The organism is Pseudomonas sp. KSR10 (genome assembly GCF_022355455.1).
GTDB classification, from domain to species: domain Bacteria; phylum Pseudomonadota; class Gammaproteobacteria; order Pseudomonadales; family Pseudomonadaceae; genus Stutzerimonas; species Stutzerimonas stutzeri_E.
Genome location: NZ_JAKOEN010000011.1, coordinates 246,834 through 265,326, shown reverse-complemented (window position 1 = coordinate 265,326; position 18,493 = coordinate 246,834). Strand labels below are relative to the sequence as shown.

Genomic DNA, 18,493 nt, shown 5'->3' with positions numbered 1-18,493 from the left:
CTACGTTCAGCTTCCAGCTGATGGCTGCCTCTTATCGAAGTGAGCCCTGATGCAGAACGATCTCGACGCCTATTTCGAACACCTGCGCAGCGAGCGGCAGATGTCGCCTCACACCCTCGATGGTTACCGGCGCGATCTAATCAAGGTGATGAACTTCTGCCACAAGCAGCACCTCGAGCGATGGGCCGAACTGAAAAGTCCTCAGGTTCGCCAGCTTATCGCCGAACAGCATCGCCAAGGTCAATCCGGCCGCAGCCTGGCACGTCTGCTGTCGTCGTTGCGGGGCCTTTATCGCTATCTCAACGAGGAAAAGCGCTGCGCCCATGATCCGGCGGCCGGTATCTCCGCGCCCAAGGGCGAGAAGCGTCTGCCGCGCCTGCTCGATACCGATAGAGCGATGCAGCTGCTCGACGGCGGGATTGAGGACGATTTCATCGGCCATCGCGATCAGGCCATGCTCGAACTGTTCTATTCGTCCGGTCTGCGTCTGGCCGAGCTGGTCGGTCTCAACCTCGATCAGCTCGATCTGCCGGCCGGTCTGGTTCAGGTTCATGGCAAAGGCAACAAGGAGCGTGTGCTACCCATCGGTCGCAAGGCCCGTGAAGCGCTGCAGGCCTGGTTACCACTGAGGACGCTGAGCAATCCAGCCGATGGCGCGGTCTTCGTCAGCCAGCATGGTCGGCGCCTCGGGGCTCGCGCGGTACAGCTGCGGGTACGCCAAGCCGGCGTGCGAGAGCTCGGCCAGCATCTTCACCCGCACATGCTCAGGCACAGCTTCGCCAGCCACATGCTGGAATCCTCCCAAGACTTGCGCTCGGTGCAGGAGTTGCTCGGTCATGCCGACATCGGCACCACGCAAATCTATACCCACCTGGACTTTCAGCATCTGGCCAAGGTCTATGATCAGGCGCACCCGCGAGCGCGCCGCAAACAGGACAGCGAGCCATGAGTATTCAGCTGATCACCTTCGACCTCGACGACACGCTTTGGGATGTCGCGCCCGTCATGCGCGGCGCCGAAGCGACCCTGCGCGATTGGCTAGGACGCAATGCGCCACGCCTGGGCGACTTCACCACTGAAGCGCTGTGGGCCATCCGTGAGCGGCTGCTGCAAGCCGACCCTATGCTCAAGCATCGCCTCAGCGAGCTGCGCCGGCAGATACTGTTCAACGCACTGGAGCAGGCCGGCTACCCGCCGGGCGAAGCCAAAGAGCTGGCCGAAGCGGGTTTCCGGGTCTTTCTCGAGGCGAGACACGCTGTCGAGTTATTTCCCGAGGTGCACCCCACACTGGAGCTGCTCGCCAATCGCTACATGCTCGGCGTGCTGACCAACGGTAACGCCGACGTCAGCCGGCTGGGGCTGGCCGACTACTTCCGCTTCGCCCTCTGCGCCGAGGAGCTCGGGGTCGGCAAGCCCGACCCACATCCGTTCCGCGAAGCGCTCAAGCGGGGCGGCGTGGAGGCCACCCACGCGGTGCATATCGGCGACCATCCCAGCGACGATATCGGCGGCGCCCAGCGCGCCGGCATGCGTGCGATCTGGTTCAACCCCGGCGGAGTTGAGTGGCAACACGCCGGCAGACCCGACGCTGAAATCGGCAGCCTGTCCGAATTGCCGCCATTGCTCGACCGCTGGCACTGAGCGCAGCGCGATCAAAACGCGACATCCTGATTCACAAAAAAGCCCGCAATAGCGCGGGCTTTTTCATGGGCGGCGATTCAAATAGGCCGACTGCCGTATTTGCTGTCCGGCTTTTTCGGCGGATCGGCGACTACATTGGGTTCGACTTCCTGCACACGTCCTCCCCGCGCCAAAAATTCCTCCATGGCGCGCGCCAGCTCATCGCGTTCGCGCTGCTTGGCCTCCAGACTTGGCAGCTCGTCGACGACGACAGCCTTGGCCTTGGCCTTCTTGGTCGTTGGAGTGGCGCGCTCGCTGTCGGTCCCCTCTTCATCAGCGAGATCGTCGCCGTCGTCGGCAGCAGCCAGCTCCTCGTCATCTTCCTCGTCGTTAACGTCCAGGTCTTGTTCTAATTCTTCGTCGCTCATGTTCAACCTCGTACCTTGCCAAAGCGGAAGTTATAGCCCAGCGATGTGATTTGTTCGCCATCGCCAAAAAAAATTCAACTTGCCATTCCGTACAGCGTTGCAAGGATCTGCCTGGCGCCGCCCTGATCACGGTGCTCGCCCAGATAGATACCCTGCCAAGTCCCCAATGCCAATCGCCCCTCACTGACCGGCAAACTCACCTGGCAACCGAGCAGGCTCGCCTTGAAGTGTGCCGGCAGATCGTCCGGCCCCTCGTAATCATGTTCGTAACCATCCTGACCCTGCGGCACCAGGCGGTTGAAGAACCGCTCGAAGTCGCGCCGAACCGCGCCGTCGGCGTTCTCGTTGATGGTCAGCGAGGCCGATGTATGACGCAGCCACAGGTGTAACAGACCGACCGGGCATTGTTGCAGTTCCGGCAGTTGTGCAAGCAGCTCGTCGGTAACCAGGTGAAAACCGCGCGATTTCGGGCGCAGCGTGATCATCGTCTGTTGCCACATGCCGGAGCCTCTGCGATCACCTGAACGGGCGCATTCTAGCGCGGCGCCAGAAAAAACAAAGGGCGCCATAGGCGCCCTCGTCATTAGATTGCAGGTCAACGTTTACTGGTGAACTCCGGGTAGGCTTCGAGGCCGCACTCGACCACATCAACACCCTCGTATTCCTCCTCTTCGCTGACACGCAGGCCGAACACGGCTTTGATGATGCCCCAGACGATCAGGCTGGCGATGAACACCCAGGCAAAGATCGACACCAGACCCAGCAGCTGCGCTCCGAACGAGGCGTCCGCATTGGTCAGCGGTACGGCCAGCAAGCCCCACATGCCGACAACACCATGCACCGATATAGCACCGACAGGGTCATCAAGCTTGAGCTTGTCCAGGCCAAGGATGCTGAACACTACCAGTACGCCGCCCACACCACCGATCAACACGGACTGCAGCGCGCTCGGGGTCAGCGGCTCGGCGGTGATGGCGACCAGACCGGCCAGTGCACCGTTGAGGATCATGGTCAGATCGGACTTGCCGAACAGCAGGCGCGCTGTGATCAGTGCCGCAACCAGGCCACCGGCAGCCGCCATATTGGTATTGGTGAACACCTGAGCGACCGCGTTGGCGTCTTCGATGGTGCTCATCTTCAGTTGCGAACCGCCGTTGAAGCCGAACCACCCCATCCACAGGATGAACGCACCGAGGGTCGCCAGCGGCAGGTTGGCGCCGGGGATCGCGTTGATCTGACCGTTCGGGCCGTATTTGCCCTTGCGCGGCCCCAACAGCAGCACGCCAGCCAGAGCAGCGGAAGCGCCGGCCATGTGCACCAGACCGGAACCGGCGAAATCGAGGAAACCAGCCGCGTCGAGGAAACCACCGCCCCATTTCCAGAAACCCTGCACCGGGTAGATGATGCCGGTCATCACCACTGCAAAGGCGATGAAAGCCCAGAGCTTCATCCGCTCGGCCACCGCACCAGAAACGACCGACATGCAGGTCGCAGCGAATACCACCTGGAAGAAGAAGTCCGCGCGCGTCGAGTAGTAAGGCGCGTCTTCGCCGCCGGCGGCGACCACGTCTACCGCGTTCTCATCGCCGATCAGAAAGCCCAGGCTCGGCAGAATGCCGCCGTCCGGACTGGAATACATGATGTAGTAGCCGATCAGCAGATACATGATCGACGCCACGGCGTAGAGCACGATGTTCTTGGTGAGTATCTCGGCGGTGTTCTTCGCCCGGACCAGACCGGCTTCGAGCATGGAAAAACCGGCCGCCATCCACATCACCAGCGCGCCGCAGATAAGGAAGTAGAAGGTATCGAGTCCGTACTGAACGGGTATCAGTGCTGTGCTATCCATTTGTTATCACCTTTTGCCGAGCGCCTCACGACGCTGTTCGGTTAAAGGCGCCCGGGTTGGCTCCGGGCGCACTCCGTGTGCTTACAGGTTGTAGCCACGCTCGTTGTGCAGGCTGAGGTCGAGGCCGATGGTTTCCTCTTCTTCGCTGACCCGCAGCCCCATCACCACATCGATCACCTTGAGAATCACGAAGGTGACGATGGCGGTGTACACGACGGTGAACAGCACACCCTTGAACTGGATCCACAGCTGCAGCGCGATGTTGTCCACTTCACCGAAGCCGCCCAGCGCCGGAGCCGCGAACACACCCGTCAACAACGCACCGACGATGCCGCCGACGCCATGCACGCCAAAGGCGTCCAGGGAGTCGTCGTAACCGAGCTTGCGTTTCAGACTGGTGGCACAGAAGAAGCAGATGGCGCCAGAGGCCAGACCGATGATCAGCGCACCCATCGGGCCCACGGTGCCGGCAGCCGGGGTAACGGCAACCAGACCGGCAACCACGCCCGAAGCGATGCCCAGCGCGCTGGGTTTGCCGTGAGTCAGCCACTCGGCGAACATCCAGGCCAGTGCCGCGGCAGCCGTCGCGATCTGGGTAACCAGCATGGCCATGCCGGCGGTGCCGTTGGAGGCCAGTGAGGACCCGGCGTTGAAGCCGAACCAACCGACCCACAGCATCGCTGCACCAACAAGGGTCAGGCCCAGGTTATGCGGCGCCATCGGCGTGGTGGGGAAGCCCTTGCGCTTGCCGAGCACGATGCACGCCACCAAGCCTGCGATACCGGCATTGATGTGCACCACGGTGCCGCCGGCGAAGTCGAGCACCCCCCAATCCCACATCAGGCCGCCGTCGCCACCCCAAACCATATGCGCGATGGGCGCATAGACCAGGGTGAACCAGACACCCATGAACACCAGCATCGCGGAGAACTTCATACGTTCGGCGAAGGCACCGACGATAAGCGCCGGAGTGATGATGGCGAAGGTCATCTGGAAGGTGATGAACACGCTCTCCGGCACGGTACCGGTGAGGCTGTCCGGCGTCAGCCCGCTGAGGAAGACACGCCCCAGACCGCCAACGAAGGAATTGAGATTGGTGACCCCCGCTTCCATGCCAGCCGTGTCGAAGGCCAGGCTGTAACCGTAGACCATCCAGAGGATGCTCATCAGGCCAGTGATGGCGAAGCACTGCATCATGACCGACAGAATGTTCTTGGAACGGACCATGCCGCCGTAGAACAGTGCCAGGCCTGGAATCGTCATGAACAGCACCAGCGCAGTGGCTGTGAGCATCCATGCCGTGTCACCTGAATCAAGCGTTGCCTCCTGCGCCATGGCGATGCCGGGGCTGATCAGAGACAAAAGGGCTCCTAGCCCTGCGAATTTTCGCAGAGTCATGGTTTTACTCCTGGGGCGTGGGGTTCGTAGGCCTGCTAGGCAGGCAATCGCAAAACGATCGAGATCGTGCGTGGCAGCGAGAAATCAGACTCGGTTGGCTTGGCTGATTTCGGCGAACTCGGGCGTCTCCGCCCGGTCAATCGCTCCCTACGCGACGAAGCCGATCAGATCGCGTCGGTATCGGTTTCGCCTGTCCGGATGCGGATGGCCTGTTCCAAATTGACGACGAAAATCTTGCCGTCACCGATCTTGCCGGTATTGGCCGCCTTGGTGATGGCTTCGATCACCCGATCGAGCTGATCGTCGGCAATCGCCACGTCGATCTTCACTTTCGGCAGAAAATCGACCACGTACTCGGCACCGCGATACAGCTCGGTATGGCCTTTCTGGCGCCCGAAACCCTTGACCTCGGTGACTGTGATGCCTTGAACACCGATCTCGGACAGCGACTCGCGTACGTCGTCCAGCTTGAACGGCTTGATGATGGCAGTGACTAGTTTCATGAAACTCTCCCGTTAGGTGGACTTGCCCCAGAAGTACGAACCCGGCTCAAGTCTAAGCTCAGTGTCTGGCTCTTGTAACGCGCCGGCGTGGCCGAGCGACTCCCGACACCATCAACCGATCCGACGAAACGTCCCGAATCGCCTGCGCACCGCAACGCTCTGGTGCATCGTCATGGCCCTCCAAGCAGAATCGGTGCCAGTTTGCTGGAAAGCGCGGTCTGGTGCGTTCCGCGACGCCGGGATGCCGTGGTGCCTGTAGCGAACCAGCGCAACCGCGCACCAATACCGCGCACAACGACGCAGGCGTCTGCCCATAATCGTGCATGCTGGTAAAAAATGACCGCGGACGGCCCGTGTTACACTGCCCGCCGCTCAGAAACAGGTGATGCTCATGTTTCCACCCAAAGCTTTTCTCGACGCCATCGGCTCCCAGGCTTCGCGCCTGTTCAACGGCGAAACGCCACTACCCCGCCCGGAAATCGAAGCCCAGCTGAAAGGGATCGTGCAGGGCGCGCTGAGTAAGCTGGATGTCGTCAGTCGTGACGAGTTCGACAGCCAGATGGTCGTCCTGGCCCGCACACGGGCGCGGCTCGAAGCGCTCGAGGCCAAGGTCGCCGAGCTGGAAGAAAGACTGGTGCCCCCCGCCTCCGAATAAACCCGGTGGCGACACGATCAAAGGAGTGATCGAATGTCCCTTGCCATTGTTCATAGCCGCGCCCAGGTGGGCGTCGAGGCGCCCAGCGTCACCGTGGAAGCCCACCTGGCCAACGGCTTGCCCTCGCTGGCGCTGGTCGGGCTGCCGGAGACCGCCGTCAAGGAAAGCAAGGATCGTGTGCGCAGCGCGATTCTGACCTCCGACTTTGACTTTCCTGCCCGCCGTATAACCCTCAATCTCGCCCCGGCGGACTTGCCGAAAGACGGTGGCCGCTTCGATCTGGCCATCGCCCTGGGTATTCTCGCGGCGAGCGGTCAGATTCCCCCGGACCGCCTCGATAGCCTCGAATGCCTGGGCGAGCTGGCACTGTCTGGAGCGCTACGCCCGGTTCAGGGCGTTCTGCCCGCCGCACTAGCCGCACGCAAAGCCGGACGTGCTCTGCTGGTACCACGCGCCAATGCCGAGGAAGCCAGCCTGGCCTCTGGCCTGGTGGTCTACGCCGCCGATCATTTGCTCGAGGTCGCAGCGCATTTCAATGGCGTCGCGCCTCTTGCGCCGTTCGAAGCCCAAGGTTTGCTGCGTCAACTGTTGCCCTATCCCGACCTGGCCGAGGTGCAAGGCCAAGTTGCTGCCAAGCGCGGCCTGCTGGTCGCTGCGGCGGGCGCGCACAACCTTTTGTTTTCCGGGCCGCCGGGCACCGGCAAGACGCTCCTCGCCAGCCGTCTTCCGGGCCTGCTACCGCCTCTGGAAGAGCAGGAGGCGTTGGAAGTCGCGGCGATTCATTCGGTCGCCAGCCAGTCACCGCTCGAGCATTGGCCGCAGCGGCCTTTCCGTCAGCCCCATCACAGTGCATCGGGACCGGCTCTGGTTGGCGGTGGTAGCCGACCGCGGCCGGGCGAAATCACCTTGGCGCACCAGGGCGTGTTGTTTCTCGATGAGCTGCCGGAATTCGATCGCAAAGTCCTGGAGGTGCTCCGCGAGCCACTGGAATCAGGCTGCATCGTTATTGCCCGGGCACGGGACAAGGTGCGATTCCCGGCTCGCTTTCAACTGGTCGCGGCGATGAATCCCTGCCCCTGCGGCTACCTGGGAGACCCGAGCGGGCGCTGCCGCTGTTCACCCGATCAGATTCAGCGCTACCGCGGCAAGCTGTCCGGGCCGTTGCTCGATCGTATCGACCTGCACCTCACCGTGGCACGCGAAGCCACGGCACTGAACGCGCCACTGGCCGGCAGCGAAACCACTGCACAGGTCGCGGCCCAGGTCGCCGAAGCGCGACGCATCCAGTTGCAGCGCCAAGGCTGCGCCAATGCATTTCTCGACCTCAGCGGTCTGCGCAGCCATTGCCAATTGCAAGCCGAGGACCAGCAATGGCTGGAACGCGCCTGCGAGCGACTCGGACTTTCGCTGCGCGCCGCGCACCGGATCCTGAAAGTCGCGCGGACCCTGGCAGACCTGCAGCAGCACACGGCCATCGGCCGTGCGCACCTGGCCGAAGCCCTGCAGTACAGACCCGGCAGCCAGGGCGGCTGAGTTACGCCCCCTCCAACGGCGATCGATTGGAATCGGTAATTCAATTGCAAACCGGATTTCCAGGCGGCCCAACCAGCGAAGCGAGGCAGTGGACGACCTGCGTGTCCGGTCGAAAGCTGACCGATATGTTAGATTGCGTCCTCTTCGCCACAGGCGGCCACTCCCTAATCGGTTATCAAAGGAGCGCAGCATGGAGGCCAACAAGTCTTCTTCCCCTACCCTCAACCCCCCCGTTTTCTACGGCTCTGCCGTTCTGATCCTGATGCTGGTGATCTACAGCGTCGCCGCCCCGGAGCATGCTCAGCGCGTCTTCAGCGATGTCCAGGCCTGGATCATCGCCAATGTCAGTTGGCTGTACATTCTTGCCGTGGCGATCATTCTGCTGATGGTCGTGTTGCTGGCCCTCAGCCGGTACGGAGAGATCAAGCTCGGCCCCGATCACAGCGAGCCGGACTATAGCTACCTCACCTGGTTCTCGATGCTGTTCTCGGCGGGCATGGGTATCGGTCTGATGTTCTTCGGCGTCGCCGAGCCGGTGATGCACTTTCTATCCCCCCCGGTCGGCGAAGGCGGCACCGTAGACGCCGCACGCGAAGCGATGAAAATCACCTTCTTCCACTGGGGACTGCACGCCTGGGCTATCTACGCCATCGTCGCGATGATCCTGGCCTATTTCAGCTATCGGCAAGGGTTGCCGCTGACCCTGCGCTCGGCCCTGTACCCGCTGATCGGTGAACGTATTCATGGCCCGATCGGCCACGCGGTGGATATCTTCGCCATCATTGGCACCGTACTCGGCGTCGCCACCTCTCTGGGTCTTGGGGTCACCCAGATCAACACCGGCTTGAACCATCTTTATGGGCTGCCGGTATCGATACCGGTACAGATCGCACTGATCGCAGGCACCACGTTGCTGGCGACCATTTCCGTGGTCACCGGGCTGGACAAGGGCGTACGCCGGCTGTCCGAGTTGAACCTGACGTTGGCGGTCCTGTTGCTGCTTTTGGTACTGATCGCCGGCCCCACCGTGTTCATCCTGCAGACCTTCGTGCAGAACACCGGTAACTACTTCTCCCAGATCGTCACCGCTACCTTCAATCTCTACGCCTACGAGCCGAACGACTGGATAGGCGGCTGGACGCTGTTCTACTGGGGCTGGTGGCTGGCCTGGTCGCCCTTTGTCGGGCTGTTCATCGCGCGGATCTCACGTGGCCGCACCATTCGCGAGTTCGTCACCGGCGTCCTGTTGGTGCCGACTGCCTTCACGTTGCTTTGGATGACGGTGTTCGGCGATACCGCGATTCACATGATTCTCTGGGACCACGTAACCAGTCTGGGTGAAGCCATCGAGCGCGACAGCTCATTGGCACTGTTCGCCTTTCTCGAGCACTTCCCCTTTGCCTCGCTGCTATCGCTGATCGCGATCATCATGGTCGTGGTGTTCTTCGTTACCTCGGCGGACTCCGGTGCGCTGGTGGTGGACATGCTCGCTTCCGGTGGCCAAGGCCAGACGCCCGTCTGGCAGCGCGTGTTCTGGGCCGGTTCCATGGGCGCGGTGGCCATCGCGCTGCTGCTCGCCGATGGCCTGACGGCCTTGCAGACCGCCACGATCGCCAGCGCGCTGCCCTTCACCCTGGTACTGCTCTGCGCCATGTGGGGGCTGCTCAAGGCGTTGCGCGTCGATGCCACCAAGCAAGGCCTGCGCTATCAGTCACTCAGCACCACGCCCACCGCGCCGCAGGAAGGCGGTTGGCGGCGACGCGTGCAGAACCTGACCAAGTACCCGCGCCGCCGCGATGTGGAGCGCTTCATCAGGGAAGTTGCGGCCCCGGCCTGTACTGCAGTGGCCGAGGAGCTGCGCCAGCAGGGCTACAGCGTAGAACTGACCAGCGGTGAGGACAACCGTACCGGGTTGGCGATCACCCACGAGGGCGCTCCCGACTTCATCTACCAGATCCGTCCGCGCGGCTATCCGATGCCGAGCTTCGTCGTCTCCGAAGAAGGTGACGAGGACGAGCGCAACTACTACCGCGCCGAGGTGCACCTCAAGGAAGGCGGACAGAACTACGATGTGATGGGCTGGAGCCGCGAGGGCGTCATCGGCGACATCCTCGACCAGTACGAGAAACACATGCACTTCCTGCACATGGTGCGCTAGCCGGCTGGGCGCCGGGTGCCGCACCCGGCGTTCGCCTCAGCCGCTGAGCTGGGCCTGATGCTCCTGATCCAGGAAGCGCTCCAGCTCCGCCAGTGGCAGCGGCTTGCTGATCAGGTAGCCCTGCACCTGATTGGCGCCGTAGCGCTCCAGCAGTTTCAACTGACCGGCCCGTTCCACGCCTTCGGCCACCACCTCTAGCCCCAGGTCATGAGCCAGACCGATCATGGCCTGGACCAGGCTGTTGTCCGCCTTGGCGCTGACCCCATCGACGAAGCTCTTGTCGATTTTCAGCAGGCTGATAGGAAGCCGGCTCAGGTGCACGAACGACGAAAATCCGGTGCCGAAATCGTCCAGCGAGAAGCGCACACCCAGCTCCGCCAGCGCGCTCATGGTCCCGCTGACCTGATCGCTGCGGCGCATCACCGCGGTCTCGGTGAGCTCGAATTCAAGCCAGCGCGGGTCCACACCGCGCTCCTCGATCAGTCGCTGCAGGGTGACCAGCAATTGGCTGTCCTGAAATTGCCGAAACGACAGATTCACCGCCATATGCAGCTCGCCGGAGCCCTTTTCACGCAGGCTCTGCATGTCGCGCAGCGCCCGTGAAATGACCCAATAGCCCAGCGGAACGATCAGCCCGCTTTCCTCGGCCATGGGGATGAACTCGTCCGGCGCCAGCAGACCGCGCGAGGCATGCGGCCAGCGCACCAGCGCTTCCAGCCCGACGATGCGGCCGGTCTCCATGCACAGCCGCGGCTGATAGTGCAATTCCAGATCATCGCGGCGCAGCGCACGGCGCAGCTCACCTTCCAGGTCCGCCAGGCTGCTGGCGCTGCGATTGACCCGCTCGTTGTAGAGATACCAGGTACACCCTTGCTTGGCCTTGGCCTGCCGCATGGCAACCTGCGCCAGCCATAGCAGCTGATCGGCATCGGTATCGGCCTTGGCGTGGGCCAGCCCGAGGCTGCAGCCGAGCATCAGGCTTTCGCCGTCGAGCCAGTAAGGCTCGGCCAAGGCTTCCACCACCCGATCGGCTACCTGCTCGGCGCGCCCGGAGCGGCGCCCGGTATCCAGTAGCAGGCCGAATTCGTCGCCACCCAGCCGCGCGATCCGGTCGCCAACCTCCAGCTGCGCCTTCAAGCGCGCCACCACTTGCAGGATCAGCCCGTCACCGGCCTGGTGCCCCAGCGCCTCGTTGACCCGGCGAAAATTGTCCAGGTCCAGCAGTCCCAGGGCCAACCCCCCGCCGTCGTGCTCCGCCAGCTCTCCCGCAAGCAACGCCTGGAATCCCTGGCGGTTCACGACTCCTGTCAGCGGGTCCTGCTCGGACAGGCGCTGCAGTGCCGCATGCAGAGCGCACCGTTCTCGTGCATAACGCAGGCTGCGGCGCAACACATCGGCGCTGAACTGCGAACCGACCAGCCAGTCGACAACGCCATCGGGCGCCTCGTCCGGCTCTTCGTCGAGCAGGAGCATGGTAGGAATGGGAAAACGGCCCGAAGCCGGACGGCGGCGCGGCGTGGTGAGCAGCAAGACGTGACCCGCTTCAGCCAGATGCGCAGCGGCGGAGGGCCAGTCATCGGCGATCAGCAGCAGGTGTTGGCTACGCAACGCGACCAGCGCGGCGTGCAAACGTTCGCCCCACTCGGGCTCGTCTGCCAGCAGAACCAGACGCATGGGTTGGATGGGCGCTGTCACGGTGTGTCCCCGGTTCGTGCGGAGCAAGAGGATGGTTGGCCACCTCGACGGCACACCTCCTTGTGCGAAGCGGAGCGGTGACTGAACAGCCTAAGGCGGTCACGGCGCGCATAGACTAGAGCATTCCTGTCCAAAACTGAGTACGGCGGGCGACGACTGGTAGGCACGAAGCCTGGTCAACGTCATCTGGCAGGGCTTGCCCTGCTAAACTCTCGCCCCCCGCTTCAACAGACCGAACGAGAATGTCCCGACTCAACCCCCGGCAGCAGGAAGCCGTGAACTACGTCGGCGGCCCCATGCTGGTGCTCGCCGGCGCCGGCTCCGGCAAGACCAGCGTGATCACCCGCAAGATCGCCTACCTGATCCAGCAGTGCGGCATCCGCGCCCAGTACATCGTCGCCGTGACCTTCACCAACAAGGCCGCCCGTGAAATGAAGGAGCGCGTCAGCAGCCTGCTGCGCGGCGGGGAAGGCCGCGGCCTGACGGTCTCGACCTTTCACAACCTCGGTCTGAACATCATTCGCAAGGAATACGCCAAGTTGGGTTACAAGCCCGGCTTCTCGATCTTCGATGAGGGCGACATCAAGGCGCTGCTGACCGACATCATGCAGAAGGAATACGCCGGTGACGACGGCGTGGACGAGATCAAGGGCTACATCGGCAACTGGAAGAACGACCTGATCCTGCCTGAAGAGGCGCTCGAAAACGCACGCAACCCCAAGGAGCAGACCGCCGCTATCGTCTACACCCACTACCAGCGCACGCTCAAGGCGTACAACGCGGTGGATTTCGACGACCTCATCATGCAGCCGGTCAAGCTGTTCCAGAACCACCCCGAGGTGCTGGAGAAGTGGCGCAACAAGGTGCGCTACATGCTGGTGGACGAGTACCAGGACACCAACGCCAGCCAGTATTTGCTGGTCAAACTGCTGGTGCAGGAGCGCGCGCACTTCACCGTGGTGGGCGACGATGACCAGTCGATCTACGCCTGGCGCGGCGCGCGGCCGGAAAATCTGATGCAGCTGAAGGAGGACTTCCCCTCGCTCAAGGTGGTGATGCTCGAGCAGAACTCCCGCCCCCCCAGCCGTATCCTCAAGTGCGCGAACATCCTGATCGCCAATAACCCGCACGCCTTCGAGAAACAGCTGTGGTCGGAAATGGGCCATGGCGATCCGATCCGCGTGATCCGCTGCCGCAACGAGGAAGCCGAGGCCGAGCGGGTGGCGATGGAAATCCTCACCCTGCACCTGAAGACCCAACGGCCCTACAGCGATTTCGCCATCCTCTATCGCGGCAACTACCAGGCCAAGCTGATCGAGCTGAAGCTGCAGCACCACCAGATTCCCTATCGGCTGTCCGGCGGCACCAGCTTCTTCGCCCGTCAGGAAGTGAAGGACCTGATGAGCTACTTCCGCCTGCTGGTCAATCCGGACGACGACAACGCCTTTCTACGCGTGATCAACGTGCCGCGCCGGGAAATCGGCTCGACCACACTGGAGAAGCTCGGCAACTACGCGACCACGCGCAAAATCTCGATGTATCAGGCCTGCGACGAGATGGGTCTGGCCGAACATCTCGACAGCCGTTTCACCGATCGCTTGTCGCGCTTCAAGCGTTACATGGACAACCTGCGCCAGCAATGCGCGCAGAACGACCCGATCGCCGCGCTGCGCAGCATGGTCATGGACATCGACTACGAGACCTGGGTGCGCGGGCAGACCTCCAGTGACAAGGCCGCCGACTTCCGCATGGGCAACGTCTGGTTTCTGATCGATGCGTTGAAGAACACGCTGGAGAAAGACGAAGAAGGCGAAATGACCATCGAGGAGGCCATCGCCAAGCTGGTCCTGCGCGACATGCTCGAACGCCAGCAGGAAGAGGAAGAAGGCGCCGATGGCGTGCAGATGATGACGTTGCACGCCTCCAAGGGGCTGGAGTTTCCTTACGTGTTCATCCTCGGCATGGAGGAGGAAATCCTCCCGCACCGCTCCAGCATCGAGGCCGATACCATCGAAGAGGAACGCCGTCTGGCCTATGTCGGCATCACCCGCGCGCGGCAGAACTTGGCCATGACCTTTGCCGCCAAGCGAAAGCAGTACGGCGAAATCATCGAATGCATGCCCAGCCGTTTCCTCGACGAACTGCCGCAGGAGGACCTGGAGTGGGAAGGCCAGGAAGACGCGCCGGTAGAAGTGAAAGCGGCCCGCGGCAATGATGCATTGGCGGCGATGCGGGCGATGTTGAAGAAGTAACTAGGCCAGCCCGCAATGCTTCGTAGGAGCCGCGACCCCGCGGCGAATGCAGGCCGAAGGACTGCCAGGGACGAAATCCGAGCAGTTGTAGGGTGGACCACGCTTCACCGATTCACCGGGTGGCGATCCACCGGGTGGCGGTCCACCCGGTGACGGCCACCGAGGCGGAGCACGGTGGATGAAAAGAGCGTCATCCGCTCTATTACCGAAGCCTGAAAAGCTTCGCGCCGAGGTCGGCGCTCCCACCAGCCCGCGACGCTTCATGGGGGCCGCGACCCCGCGGCGAATGCAGGCCGAAGGCCTGCCAGGGACGAAACAAAGCAGTTGTAGGGTGGATCACGCTTCACCGATCCACCGGGTGGCGATCCACCGGGTGGCGGTCCACCCGGTGACGGTCCACCCGGTGACGGCCACCGAGGCGGAGCACGGTGGATGAAAAGAGCGTCATCCGCTCTATTACCGAAGCCTGAAAAGCTTCGCGCCGAGGTCGGCGCTCCCACCAACCCGCGACGCTTCGTGGGAGCCGCGACCTCGCGGCGCATGCAGGCCGAAGGCCTGCCAGAGACGAAACCCAAGCAGTACGCTTCAACCGCTGACAATGGCCTCCAGCTCTCTGGCCGCCGCACGCAGGCGCGGCACGAATGCCAGCAGCGACTCCATCGAGCAACGAATCACTGGCGCATGAGTGAACAAGCAGGCACTCAGCTCACCGCGGCCGTCGCGCACCGGCACGGCGCAGGCCACCATACCGTCGATGAATTCTTCCGAATCGGTGGCCAGCTCCTCTTCGCGGATCCGTGCAAGGTCGTCGCGCAAGGCACTGAGATCGGTGAGGGTATTGCGTGCCAGCTGCCGGATCGGCAGGCGCGGCAGGATCTTGTCCAGCTGCTCCTGAGGTAGCGAAGCGAGATAGAGCTTGCCGCTGGCGGTGCACCAGAGCGGCGTATGGCTACCGATGGGCAGATTGATCTGTAGCGGCCAGTTGGTCTGTACGCGGTCGAAATAGAGCATGTCCAGGCCATCAGGTACGGACAAGCCGCAGGTTTCACCGATCTCCTCGGACAGCTGGCGCAGGATTGCCTGACGCAGCGCCTTGTGTCGGCCGCTGCCAAGGATATTCACCGCGGTGACATGCAACCGATCGCCCGGCAGCAGGCCGCCACGCAAGCCGAACTGCAGAAAGCCTTCTTTTTCCAGTGTCTGTACCAGGCGATGGGCGCTGGCCTTGGGAATGTCCAGCTTGTCCGCCAGCGCACTGGGCGTCAGCGGCTCCGCGGCGCCGGCCACAGCTTCGATGATTTCCAGCACGCGAGTGATGGAGGAGCCTTTTTCACGGGGGGTACTGCGCATGGCGAAGCCCGTTACGGTAGATGAATAAAACGGCCGCCCCAGGGGGGCGGAGAAGCTTAATCGAAATGAGCCGGGGCCAGCACCGGCAGTTGCCTGGGTGATCGTCCCGGCCCTGCGGCTTATTTCATTGTCGGCATCGAAAAATCCGCGCCGGCACGGATACCGGTCGGCCAGCGCCGAGTCACGGTCTTCATCCGGGTGAAGAAACGCACGCCGTCCGGACCATGCATGTTCAGCGGGCCGAAGATCGAGCGCTTCCAGCCGCCGAAGCAGTGGAACGCCATCGGCACCGGGATCGGCACGTTGACGCCGACCATGCCGACTTTGACCTCTTCCTCGTACTGCCGCGCGGTGTCCCCATCACGGGTGAAGATCGAGGTGCCGTTGCCGAACTCGTGGTCGTTGACCAGCTTCAACGCGTCGTCAAAGGATTTGACGCGTACGACCGCCAAGACCGGACCGAAGATTTCTTCTTTGTAGATGCGCATTTCGGGCGTCACCCGATCGAACAGGCTCGGGCCGACGTAGAAGCCGTTCTCGTAGCCATCAACTTTCAACTCACGGCCATCGCAGACCAGAGTCGCGCCCTCTTCCACGCCCAGGTCGATGTAGCTGACGACCTTCTGCTGATGCTCACGGGTGACCAGCGGCCCCATGTGCGGCTCAGGCTCAACCCCCGTGCCCGGACCAGTACGCATCTGCGCAATCTCGCCCTTGAGCATCTCGACCAGATTGTCCGCCACCTCGTCGCCGACACAGACCGCCACCGAGATCGCCATGCAACGCTCACCGGCAGAGCCATAGGCGGCCCCCATCAGCGAGCCAACCACTTGCTGCGGATCGGCGTCGGGCATGATCACCATGTGGTTCTTAGCGCCGCCCAAGGCCTGGCAACGCTTACCGTGGGCCGACGCGGTGCTGTAGATGTACTCGGCGATAGGCGTCGAGCCGACGAAGCTCACCGACTGCACGCGCTCGTCGGTGAGCAGCACGTCCACCGCTTCCTTGTCCCCGTTGACGATGTTCAGCACGCCCGCCGGCAGTCCGGCTTCGGCCAGCAGTTCACCAAGCAACATCGTCGCGCTCGGGTCCTTCTCCGACGGCTTCAAGACGAAGGTATTGCCGCAGGCGATGGCCACCGGCAGCATCCACAGCGGCACCATGGCCGGGAAGTTGAACGGCGTAATACCAACACAGACACCCAGCGGCTGCATCAGCGAGTTGGAATCGATGTCGCGCCCGACGTTGGGCGAGAACTCGCCCTTGAGCAGATGCGGGATGCCGCAGGCGAACTCCACCACTTCCAGCCCGCGAGTGACTTCACCCTGCGCATCGGAGAACACCTTGCCGTGCTCCAGCGAGATCAGCCGCGCCACGTCGTCGCGCCGCTCCTCGAGCAACGCCTTGAAACGGAACATGACGCGGGCGCGCACCAGCGGCGGCGTCTTCGACCAACCTTCGAAGGCGGCCTGGGCGGCGGCAATGGCCTCACGGGTTTCGTCAGCCGATGAAAGCGACACATAGAGGCGCGGCTCACCGGTAGCCGGGTTGTAGACGGTCGCGTGGCGTTCGGAGCGGCCAGCGACGGCCTCGTTGTTGATCAGGTTGCCGAGGGTCTGCATGGGACTCACTCCTGGTTCCAGACGGTTTCGTAGAGGTCGATGATTTCCGCTTCGTTGGGCACGCGCGGGTTGTTACCGGGCGAACCCGAGGCCAGGGCCTGCTTCGCCATGGTTTCGCGCAGCTCGAAAAAGCGTTCACGGGTGATGCCGAACTGCTCGGGGCTGGGTACCTGCAGTTCTTTGTTGATCGCGCGTAGCTCGGTGAGCAGCTTGTCATTGGCCGCATCGACGCTGTCGGCTTCACCCGCCACGCCCATGGCACGTGCGCAATCGGCATAACGTTCGGGCGCCGCGGGAATGGAGAACGCCGTGATTGCTGGCAGCAGCATGGCGTTGGACAGCCCGTGCGGCACATGAAAAAAAGCACCAATCGGCCGGCTCATACCATGCACCAGCGCCACCGAGGCGTTGGAGAAGGCGATACCGGCCAATGTCGCGCCGAGCATCATCGCCTCGCGGGCCTGGCGATTGCCCGGCTCGTGGTAAGCGGCACGCAGATTGGGCGCCAGCAGACGCATGGCCTGCAGTGCCTGGGCATCGCTGTAGAGACTGGCCTTGCGGCTGACATAAGCCTCAATGGCATGGGTCAGCGCGTCGATGCCGGTGTCGGCGGTCACCCGCGGCGGTAGCGACAGCGTCAGCTCGTAGTCGATCAGCGCGGCTACCGGCATGAAGCCAAGGCCGGCGCAGAGCATTTTCTCGTCACTGGTTTCGTCGGTGATGATGGTAAAGCGCGTGGCTTCCGACCCGGTGCCGGCGGTGGTGGGGATGGCGATCAGCGGCAATCCGGCTTCGCTGACATCGCGCGGGAAACGGTAGTCGCGCATCTCGCCGCCGAATTTGCCGAGGATGCCGATGGCCTTGGCCGAGTCGATGGGGCTGCCGCCACCAAGGGCGATAATCGAGTCGTAGTCACCCTGGCGCACCATCTCGACGCCTGCCCGAATCGACGCCGCGGTCGGCTCCGGCAGAGTATCGGCGAAGCAGTCGCTGGGGATATCGGCCTTGCTCAGAATCTCGCTGATCCGCGCGGCATAGCCCAACTCGACCATCATCCGGTCGGTGACGATCAACGGTCGTTTGCAGCCCAGGTTGTTCAGCACGGAGACGATCTGCTGGCTGGCGCCAGCGCCGACTTCCATCAGGCGCGGCAGGACGATGCGATGGCTCATGGGGCTCTCCGATGGGCGCTCGAGGCACTATGGACGCCGGACGGCAGCCAGACGAAGCACAGACGCGAGCGACTTGAAGGTCAGGACCTGAAGGTCTCGTTTGTTATTTTGAGACTTTTCGTCTCAACCCGTCACTCGAGACTAGAAACACCGCGGCCGACCGTCAAGCGATAACGAGACGTTTTTTCTCATTACTGTTAGAAAGCGACGGTGTCGCCGCGGCTGATCATCGGGGAGCGGCGCCGAACGTCTGCGGGA

General features: G+C 62.8%; 15 protein-coding genes. 6 read left to right on the top strand and 9 right to left on the bottom strand.

Annotation, left to right across the window (positions count from 1 at the left end):
- The first annotated feature begins 49 nt into the window (after positions 1-49).
- Both xerC and MCB86_RS05065 read left to right on the top strand, forming a co-directional pair.
- Complete coding sequence (gene xerC, locus MCB86_RS05070) at positions 50-949, top strand: tyrosine recombinase XerC (protein WP_045160428.1); 900 nt, start codon at positions 50-52, stop codon at positions 947-949.
- A complete protein-coding gene (locus MCB86_RS05065; protein WP_045160426.1) occupies positions 946-1,641 on the top strand; it encodes an HAD family hydrolase in 696 nt (231 codons plus the stop codon). The genes xerC and MCB86_RS05065 overlap by 4 nt, the downstream gene beginning before the upstream one ends.
- 77 nt (positions 1,642-1,718) lie before the next feature.
- On the opposite strand, the gene sutA is transcribed toward MCB86_RS05065, so the two are convergent.
- From sutA to glnK, 5 genes are all read right to left on the bottom strand, one after another.
- Positions 1,719-2,048 carry a transcriptional regulator SutA gene (gene sutA / locus MCB86_RS05060; RefSeq protein WP_045160425.1) on the bottom strand — a complete coding sequence of 110 codons (330 nt, stop codon included), beginning with the start codon at positions 2,046-2,048 and terminating at the stop codon, positions 1,719-1,721.
- A 74-nt stretch (positions 2,049-2,122) separates the two neighbouring features.
- Positions 2,123-2,548, bottom strand: a complete 426-nt coding sequence (locus tag MCB86_RS05055; protein ID WP_239610158.1) for a secondary thiamine-phosphate synthase enzyme YjbQ — start codon at positions 2,546-2,548, stop codon at positions 2,123-2,125.
- A 95-nt stretch (positions 2,549-2,643) separates the two neighbouring features.
- Positions 2,644-3,897, bottom strand: coding sequence for an ammonium transporter (locus tag MCB86_RS05050; RefSeq protein WP_045160422.1), 1,254 nt, complete (start codon positions 3,895-3,897; stop codon positions 2,644-2,646).
- A gap of 81 nt (positions 3,898-3,978) precedes the next feature.
- Positions 3,979-5,295, bottom strand: coding sequence for an ammonium transporter (locus MCB86_RS05045; protein WP_045160420.1), 1,317 nt, complete (start codon positions 5,293-5,295; stop codon positions 3,979-3,981).
- 164 nt (positions 5,296-5,459) lie between these two features.
- Positions 5,460-5,798, bottom strand: coding sequence for a P-II family nitrogen regulator (gene glnK / locus MCB86_RS05040; protein WP_003096476.1), 339 nt, complete (start codon positions 5,796-5,798; stop codon positions 5,460-5,462).
- A gap of 391 nt (positions 5,799-6,189) precedes the next feature.
- Here glnK and MCB86_RS05035 point away from each other — a divergent pair, with 391 nt between their 5' ends.
- The 3 genes from MCB86_RS05035 (at position 6,190) to betT (ending at position 10,144) form a co-directional block, all read left to right on the top strand.
- Positions 6,190-6,453: an accessory factor UbiK family protein gene (locus MCB86_RS05035; protein WP_045160570.1), complete on the top strand. Its 264-nt coding sequence runs from the start codon at positions 6,190-6,192 to the stop codon at positions 6,451-6,453.
- 33 nt (positions 6,454-6,486) lie between these two features.
- Complete coding sequence (locus tag MCB86_RS05030; protein ID WP_045160419.1) at positions 6,487-7,986, top strand: YifB family Mg chelatase-like AAA ATPase; 1,500 nt, start codon at positions 6,487-6,489, stop codon at positions 7,984-7,986.
- A gap of 190 nt (positions 7,987-8,176) precedes the next feature.
- Positions 8,177-10,144, top strand: a complete 1,968-nt coding sequence (betT, locus tag MCB86_RS05025; protein WP_045160418.1) for a choline BCCT transporter BetT — start codon at positions 8,177-8,179, stop codon at positions 10,142-10,144.
- Between the two features lie 36 nt (positions 10,145-10,180).
- Here betT and MCB86_RS05020 read toward each other — a convergent pair whose 3' ends face one another.
- Positions 10,181-11,818, bottom strand: coding sequence for a bifunctional diguanylate cyclase/phosphodiesterase (locus MCB86_RS05020; RefSeq protein WP_045160417.1), 1,638 nt, complete (start codon positions 11,816-11,818; stop codon positions 10,181-10,183).
- A gap of 263 nt (positions 11,819-12,081) precedes the next feature.
- Between MCB86_RS05020 and rep the strand changes: the two genes are divergently transcribed.
- A complete protein-coding gene (gene rep / locus MCB86_RS05015) occupies positions 12,082-14,091 on the top strand; it encodes a DNA helicase Rep (protein ID WP_239610156.1) in 2,010 nt (669 codons plus the stop codon).
- A gap of 585 nt (positions 14,092-14,676) precedes the next feature.
- Here rep and MCB86_RS05010 read toward each other — a convergent pair.
- The 3 genes from MCB86_RS05010 to MCB86_RS05000 all read right to left on the bottom strand — a co-directional run bounded on the left by MCB86_RS05010 (position 14,677) and on the right by MCB86_RS05000 (position 18,235).
- A complete protein-coding gene (locus MCB86_RS05010; RefSeq protein WP_239610154.1) occupies positions 14,677-15,441 on the bottom strand; it encodes an IclR family transcriptional regulator in 765 nt (254 codons plus the stop codon).
- A gap of 119 nt (positions 15,442-15,560) precedes the next feature.
- On the bottom strand, positions 15,561-17,063 hold the full coding sequence (locus MCB86_RS05005; protein ID WP_045160412.1) for a CoA-acylating methylmalonate-semialdehyde dehydrogenase: 1,503 nt from the start codon (positions 17,061-17,063) through the stop codon (positions 15,561-15,563).
- 5 nt (positions 17,064-17,068) lie between these two features.
- The gene (locus MCB86_RS05000) at positions 17,069-18,235 is read right to left on the bottom strand and encodes an iron-containing alcohol dehydrogenase (RefSeq protein ID WP_239610151.1); all 1,167 of its coding nucleotides are present in this window, start codon (positions 18,233-18,235) and stop codon (positions 17,069-17,071) included.
- Positions 18,236-18,493 lie beyond the last annotated feature (258 nt).